The sequence below is a fragment of the Serratia sp. HNCC26DJ206 genome, assembly GCF_057180605.1.
On the sequence record NZ_JBXUGP010000012.1, the window covers coordinates 132,764 to 140,038 of the forward strand.

Below are 7,275 nucleotides of genomic sequence, written 5' to 3' on the forward strand. Positions count from 1 at the left end.
CCCTTTGCTAGCAATGATTGCATTGCATGATTATCCTATCGGGTTGATTAAAAAACAAGCTACTGAAATGAAAAAAGGCGCGAAATCGCGCCTTAAGGTAGAAAGTGTAGGGGGCTAAAACACTGAGACAACGCCCCCTACAAGAGGGTATTACAGCTTCGGCCCTACACTGACCAGCGCTGCGCCAGCCGGTGTATCGGTATATTTATCGAAGTTGGTGATAAAGCGATTCGCCAGATCGTGCGCTTTTTCTTCCCACTGCTCGACCTTGGCGTAGGTGGCGCGTGGGTCGAGGATCGCCGGATCAACGCCCGGTAAGGCGGTTGGCATCGCCAGATCGAAGATCGGCAGCGTGATGGTTTCTGCTTTATCGATTTCACCGTTGAGGATGGCGTCGATAATGCCGCGGGTATCTTTGATCGAGATACGTTTACCCGTGCCGTTCCAACCGGTATTCACCAGATAAGCCTGCGCACCGGCCGCCTGCATGCGCTTAACCAAGACTTCGGCGTATTGGGTTGGGTGCAATGACAGGAAGGCGGCACCAAAGCAGGCTGAGAAGGTCGGCGTCGGCTCGGTAACACCGCGCTCGGTACCGGCCAGTTTCGCGGTGAAACCAGACAGGAAGTGGTACTGGGTCTGGTTGGCCGTCAGGCGTGATACCGGCGGCAGTACGCCAAAGGCATCGGCGGTCAGGAAGATCACCTTGGTGGCATGGCCTGCTTTTGAAACCGGTTTAACGATGTTTTGGATATGGTAGATCGGATAGGAAACGCGGGTGTTCTCGGTTTTCGAACCGTCGTTGAAATCCACGGTGCCATCGGCCAGTACGGTGACGTTTTCCAGCAGCGCATCGCGCTTGATGGCGTGATAGATATCCGGCTCAGCCTCTTCGGAAAGCTTGATGGTTTTGGCGTAGCAGCCACCTTCGAAGTTGAACACCCCGTCGTCGTCCCAGCCGTGTTCGTCATCGCCGATCAACTGGCGTTTCGGATCGGTCGAGAGCGTGGTTTTACCGGTGCCAGACAGACCAAAGAACACCGCTACATCGCCTTTCTCACCCACGTTGGCCGAGCAGTGCATAGAGGCAATACCTTTCAGCGGCAGCAGGTAGTTCATCATCGAGAACATCCCTTTCTTCATTTCGCCGCCGTACCAGGTACCGCCGATCAACTGCATGCGTTCGGTCAGGTTGAACGCCACGAAGTTTTCCGAGTTCAGCCCCTGTTGCTGCCAGTTCGGGTTGGTGCATTTGGCCCCGTTCATCACCACGAAGTCAGGCTCGAAATCCTGCAACTCTTCTTCGCTTGGGCGGATGAACATGTTTTTCACAAAGTGTGCCTGCCAGGCCACTTCGGTGATGAAGCGAACTTTCAGACGGGAGTCTGCGTTGGCACCACAGAAGGTATCAACCACAAACAGGCGTTTGCCAGAGAGTTGCTCGGTGACCAGCTGTTTCAGATCTGCCCAGACTTCGGGGCTGAGAGGTTTGTTATCGTTCTTGCCTTTACCCTGATCGGCCCACCAGACGGTGTCCCGGGTGATATCGTCGCGGACGATGTATTTATCTTTTGGAGAACGGCCAGTGAAGATGCCAGTATCAACGGCAACGGCTCCCAAGCTGGTTACGACGCCACGCTCAAACCCTTCCAATGAAGGGTCGGTCTCTTCCTTAAACAGTAATTCATAACTCGGATTGTGAACGATTTCACCAACGTTATGAATACCATAAGCGGCAAGATCCTGGTGGGTTATACCTTTAACACGCATGTCACTGCTCCTTGATCACAGAATTTCTGGCAACAATTGTAGGGATTCAGCAGGGAGTAACCGCGATAGCTATCAAATATTTAACGTTTAAAACGTTTTTTAGCTACGTTATGAGATATAGCACACGGAAAAAAGCAAGCGTGCAAACGGTGAGGCTTGGCGAGCGCCAGAACGCGCTCGCCAGAGTGTGGTGCAACTTAGTGTAGCTGTGGGTTGCTGTCGGTATTACCACTGTAAAGTGCGGCGATGTCCACGGCATCGAACAGGTAATGATTGCCGCAATAGTCGCAATGCATGTCGATGTTACCGTCTTGCTCCAGCATGTTGGTCACTTCCTCTGCCGGTAGTGTGATCAGCGCATCGGCACAGCGCTGGCGCGAACAGGTGCAGCGGAAGGTCACATCCTGCGGTTCGTAGAGCGTCACTTCTTCCTGATGATACAGGCGATAGAGCACCTCGTTGGCTGGCAGGTTGAACAGCTCTTCATTCTTGATGGTGGCGGTCAGTTGCACCAGGTGATCGAAGTCATCGGCATTGCCGTCCTGTGCCGGTAGCACTTGCAGCAGCATGCCGCTCGCTACGGGCTTACCTGCCGATTCGCCGGTACGGATAAACAAGCGGGTTGGCAACTGCTCCGACTGACGGAAATAACCTTCCAGGCATGCTGCCAGGGTTTCACCTTCCAACCCGACAACGCCCTGATAGCGCTCGCCTTCGGTCGGGCTGATGGTGATCACCATGATACCGTTGCCGAGCATCTGATGCAGTGTATTGCCTTCAACGATCGGGCCTTCTACACGGGCTACACCGCGCATTTCCTGGCGGTTGTTACCGTTGATAACGGCCAGCTTGAGCGGGCCGTCACCCTGTAGCTGCACGGTGATGTCACCGTCGAATTTCAGCGTGGCAGTCAGCAGACTGGTGGCAACCAGCAGTTCACCGAGCAGTTGTTGTACCGGTGCCGGGTAGTCATGATTGGTCAGAATCTGCTGATAGGTTTCATTGACGGTAACCAGCTCACCGCGCACCGCGTAGTTTTCGAACAGGTAACGGTGTAATTGGTCATGGTTGGACATAGTTTTCTCTCATTGAGGCGAGGGATGATTCCGGCTCGCCAGGCTATCTTATTGTGCAGCCCTACTGGGGCTGGCTCTTGAATTTAATCAAATCACGCCGCTCTTTTTTGTCTGGACGGCGATCCGGGTGCGGCATGGTCAGTGAGTTCATCTTGCGGGCCAGCGCCACTTTTTCGCGGTTGGCGATGCTGGCCTTGGTTTCCTGATAGATCTGCTGGGCCTCGCTGGCCCCTCGCCGCTGGCCGGTGACGGCCAGTACCACCACGGTACGTTCTTCATTGCCTTGGCGCAGTTTGATCTCGGCATTAATCTCAACGATTTTGCTCGGCTTGCCGCGCTGCCCGTTGTAATGCACCTTACCGCCGTCGATCATTTCGCGCGCCAGCGCACGGGTTTTATAAAAACGTGCCGCCCACAGCCATTTGTCCAGACGGACGGCATCATCATTCTGCGTTGCTTTGGCTTTCATGGCTTCCCCTGTTGCAGCGCCGGTATCAACTGGCGATAGTCGCTCATTGACGGATAGCGCTGGAAAGTTTTACTCGCCGTGCTGGAGTCCGGGTTTTGCACCCCCAGGCAGTGGCGGATACCAAAGGCTCGGGCAGCATCCAGAATAGGCTCACTGTCATCAACAAACAGCGTGTGCTGTGGATCAAAACCGGTTTGCTGCTGCACCGCCTGCCACAGACGCTGATCTTCTTTTGGATAACCAAATGTGTGGGTGGAAAGCAATAAATCAAGGTGCTGATCCAACCCGGTGTGCTCAATTTTTACCGCCAGGCTGTGTGGATGGGCATTGGTCAGCAAAATGGTCCTGTGGCCTGCATGGCGCAAAGCCTGTAGAAACGGCTCGGTATCTTCACGCAACCGCGCGCGGCTGCCCACTTCGCTGGTCATGCGATAGATATCCAACCCCAGCCGATGGCTCCAGTAATCAAAGCAATACCAATTCATGGTGTGCTGTACGGCGAGATATTCGGCATAAATGATTTTACGGGCGTCATCGAACGGGATGGCCCGCTGCTCACTCAGCGCTTGTGGAACCAGCGTCAGCCAGAAATGGCTGTCGAACTCCAGATCGAGCAGAGTGCCGTCCATATCCAGCAGCACGGTATCAATATCGTGCCAGTCGAACTCGGGAACCATGAAAAAACTCCATAGGCAGGCCGGTGGTGGCCCATAGTGTTAGCGTAGCATAAGCCGAGTTTGGGTTGTGCACGCGTAATGACTAAACCACCGGGCGTATGGAAACCGGATTGAGCTGAGGATTGAAGCAGCTTTCATAGTAGCGTTGGATATCAGCAAGACGATGTTGGTTCTTGCGCCAGCGCTGTACCAGTTGCCAGGTGTTATAGCCAAGGCTGGCTACCAGCGCCAGCAGTAACAGGCTGGTGCCAAGGTAACGCCACAGGGTGATCATATCGGGTTCGCTGTGTAAGGCGATATGGCGGGTACCATTGGCATCAACAGAGATGCTGGTAATGACCCCCTGAGCGCGGAACGGCGTATGCAGTAACAGGCTGGAGAGACGTTGCAGCTCGCTCCACTGGTCGAGCGCATTGTATTCATTCAGTGGTTGAGTGGGCAGCGGATGATCGACCAGTTGTTTGCCTTCATCGCTGGTGATCAGAAAGCCACCCGGCGGTGGGCTGTTGAGTGCGGCAGCGGCCTGGCGGGTTTCATTAGTGACAAACGACGAGGTCGCTGCGTTGCTCAGGCTCTCCAGCGATTCTGCACTGACTGGCCGCAGCAGGACGTTAACGCCCTGAAGAGCGCCTGATTTGGCGCGTTTCACCAGGCTGGCCCAGTTTTTGGCGTTCCCCAGATTGACCAGGGCGTTTTTCAGCCGGACACAGTCGTTTTCCATGTCGCAGAGATCATGGGTTTTCAACACGATATCCGAAAAATCATCCAACAGGATCATACCGGATTTCTCAATGGCGCTGGCCAATTGCGGGTTCAGTTTCTGGTCAGCTCCGCTGGGGTGCAACTGCCGGTTAATCGTGGCCAGCAGGGCGGAGGCTTTGTCGATCACCTCCGATTCCGGTTGCGGTAACGGGGCGGCATTGTTCCAGTAGATCCCTGAGCAATCGAAAGGCATAAAGCCGGGCTGCGCAGCACTCACGTTGCCTGATGGCACATAGCACATGCCGTAGCCCTGAATTTTCAGGGTATCACCAATGCGTAATGGGGTGGCTTCCAGCGCCTGTACGCTGGTGACGTCGCTTCTCTGTGCGCCCTGTAGCCACGCGCTGCTCAGTTTGACCGGCAGGCTGAGCGGTACGTAGGTCAGCAGCAACAGCATCGTTACCAAGGCACTGGCGGCCAGCACGGCGTGCTTTCCCCATGGCTGCAAAGGGAAATTTTTCACTTCATCATGCAGGGAGAGATAACGCCCTTGGCGCACCACTTGCCGGTTGAGGTAGATATCCACATTGGTGACTTTACCCAGATCGGACGTGAGGTAAGGCTGCCAATGTGGTGGGTAAGTCAAATCGATCACCCCCAGCGAGATATTACTGAGTTGCCCCTGATCGGTTTCGTCGAACAGCCCCCAGCGCTTTGGCGTGCCGCGTAGGCAGTGGACTTCCTTCAGTTCGCTTTCGGTCGGGTGGCGCAGCAGATTCCAGCAGCCCCAGATGATCATCAGCACTGCAACAAAGATCATCCAGGGGATGATCATCACCGGGCTGATCAGGCTGAAGAACAGCAGCAACAGGGCGGCGGAAATGGTGGCCGCTTCCTTGATACCGTTCGGGCGATTCAGCGCATGCTCCTGGGGGGTTTCCTTACGGATATTGACCAGTTCAATATGTTCACTCTCTTCCTGGCGGATGGAGGCATTCCTTACTGGCATCGCAGTAGTTACTACGGGCGGTTGTGGGCGCTCGTGAAGATGATCGAGCAGCGAATGGCCATTGAGTGAGATAACCAGCGGCAGCGTCTGGGTTCTGATCACTTCAACATGATTATCGGCGCTGATGTATTGTTCCCAGAATGGCGGCAGATGTATTTCTTCGGAATCGAGATAATAGCGCAAATTATTGGGTTCATCGCTGGCCAGGCCATAGCGGGTAATGGCATGGGTGATAGGGTAAACCTTGTCGCTCTGTGGTATGAGTGCCAGCCTGACGGAAGGCAGCGCCGGGGAGGAGGGCAAAAGTTTGTTACCTAGCCTGCTCTGCTGATTGAGGTAATACTCAACTGCCGCACGTTCATCCGCAGTCAGTTTGCGGTGTGTTGGTTTAATGAACGGCAGAGAACCTGCCAATACGGGCTGTTTGCGGAATTTAAACCAGAAATAGAGGCCAGCAGCGATCAGGCAAGCTAGCACCAAGACCAATATTAACACTATTGTGCTCATGCTGCCCTCATCGTGAACTCATAAAACCCGCCAACCTCACTCATAATTTGCTGCCTATTATTATACGGAGTTAGCTTCCAAGGGATATACCCTTCCTGTTTGAAGCTGCTGGTAGGCGGCAACTTGGATACTGAATCACCCACGAATAAATGGATATGCCACAGAGATGCTCCGCATAACTAACCAAGGGCTCATATGATGATAGCAACCACGCCACAGACCCGATATCGGCTTTATCCTATTTTATTATTCAGTTTTTAGTGAGTTTTTTGTGAAAATGGCTTCGTACTGGCTACGCTTGTTAAAAAAAAGTAAATTAACGCTTAAGTTCGTTGCGACAGAGGTTCTCATTAACGCACAATGTGATCAAGATCGAGTTTGTGCGCCCCTGTTTGGTGCAGCACGCCCATCATTATCCTGGTTGCCTGCTTTCTGAGCGGACAGCCCATTTGAGGCAATCATGCATAAACACCTGCAAAAACCTAAAATTCTGAAAGTAGAAACGGTCGCGCGTTCGCGTTTATTCAACGTGGAATCGGTCGATCTGGAGTTCAGTAATGGTGTACGGCGGGTGTACGAGCGTATGCGGCCTTCCGAGCGTGAAGCGGTGATGATTGTACCGGTGGTGGGGGACGATCTGCTGCTGATCCACGAATACGCGGTGGGCACCGAATCTTATGAGCTGGGGTTTCCAAAAGGCCTGATCGATCTTGGTGAAGGGGTGCTGGAAGCGGCCAACCGTGAATTGATGGAGGAGGTGGGCTTTGGTGCAAGGCGCTTTGATTTCCTGAGTAAACTGACGATGGCTCCCTCTTATTTTTCCAGCCAGATGAATATCGTGCTGGCGCACGATCTCTACCCGCAAAGCTTGGAAGGCGATGAGCCGGAACCGTTGCCACAGGTGCGCTGGCCAATTGCCAACATGATGGCGTTATTGGAGGAACCGGATTTCCGTGAGGCCCGTAACGTCAGTGCGCTGTTCCTGGCCGAAGCCTTCCTGCGTAACTCGCGTTAACATTGCCAGATAACGTTCAGTTAAAAAAACGGCCAGATTACTCTGGCCGT

6 protein-coding genes are annotated in these 7,275 nt (G+C 53.8%); 1 reads left to right on the forward strand and 5 read right to left on the reverse strand.

Features of this window, described 5'->3' with window-relative positions; all coding sequences use genetic code 11:
* Positions 1-150: 150 nt before the first annotated feature.
* The 5 genes from pckA to AC2A1E_RS10325 form a co-directional block, all read right to left on the reverse strand.
* On the reverse strand, positions 151-1,770 hold the full coding sequence (pckA, locus tag AC2A1E_RS10305; protein ID WP_484383656.1) for a phosphoenolpyruvate carboxykinase (ATP): 1,620 nt from the start codon (positions 1,768-1,770) through the stop codon (positions 151-153).
* Between the two features lie 197 nt (positions 1,771-1,967).
* The gene (hslO, locus tag AC2A1E_RS10310; protein ID WP_484383657.1) at positions 1,968-2,846 is read right to left on the reverse strand and encodes an Hsp33 family molecular chaperone HslO; all 879 of its coding nucleotides are present in this window, start codon (positions 2,844-2,846) and stop codon (positions 1,968-1,970) included.
* 61 nt (positions 2,847-2,907) lie between these two features.
* Entirely contained in the window at positions 2,908-3,315 is a 408-nt protein-coding gene (hslR, locus tag AC2A1E_RS10315) for a ribosome-associated heat shock protein Hsp15 (RefSeq protein ID WP_484383658.1), read from the reverse strand.
* A complete protein-coding gene (gene yrfG / locus AC2A1E_RS10320; protein ID WP_484383659.1) occupies positions 3,312-3,992 on the reverse strand; it encodes a GMP/IMP nucleotidase in 681 nt (226 codons plus the stop codon). The genes hslR and yrfG overlap by 4 nt, the downstream gene beginning before the upstream one ends.
* An 82-nt stretch (positions 3,993-4,074) precedes the next feature.
* The gene (locus AC2A1E_RS10325; protein WP_484383660.1) at positions 4,075-6,210 is read right to left on the reverse strand and encodes an intracellular growth attenuator family protein; all 2,136 of its coding nucleotides are present in this window, start codon (positions 6,208-6,210) and stop codon (positions 4,075-4,077) included.
* Between the two features lie 460 nt (positions 6,211-6,670).
* Between AC2A1E_RS10325 and nudE the strand changes: the two genes are divergently transcribed.
* Positions 6,671-7,225 (forward strand): ADP compounds hydrolase NudE, encoded by a 555-nt coding sequence (nudE, locus tag AC2A1E_RS10330; protein ID WP_484383661.1) that lies wholly within the window; start codon positions 6,671-6,673, stop codon positions 7,223-7,225.
* The last annotated feature ends 50 nt before the right edge of the window (positions 7,226-7,275 follow it).

What these genes read in the sequence shown, in the direction of transcription:
- pckA (WP_484383656.1), bottom strand. Translation starts at nt 1,770, where the DNA reads ATGCGTGTTAAAGGTATAACCCACCAGGATCTTGCCGCTTATGGTATT.
- hslO (WP_484383657.1), bottom strand. Translation starts at nt 2,846, where the DNA reads ATGTCCAACCATGACCAATTACACCGTTACCTGTTCGAAAACTACGCG.
- hslR (WP_484383658.1), bottom strand. Translation starts at nt 3,315, where the DNA reads ATGAAAGCCAAAGCAACGCAGAATGATGATGCCGTCCGTCTGGACAAA.
- yrfG (WP_484383659.1), bottom strand. Translation starts at nt 3,992, where the DNA reads ATGGTTCCCGAGTTCGACTGGCACGATATTGATACCGTGCTGCTGGAT.
- AC2A1E_RS10325 (WP_484383660.1), bottom strand. Translation starts at nt 6,210, where the DNA reads ATGAGCACAATAGTGTTAATATTGGTCTTGGTGCTAGCTTGCCTGATC.
- nudE (WP_484383661.1), top strand. Translation starts at nt 6,671, where the DNA reads ATGCATAAACACCTGCAAAAACCTAAAATTCTGAAAGTAGAAACGGTC.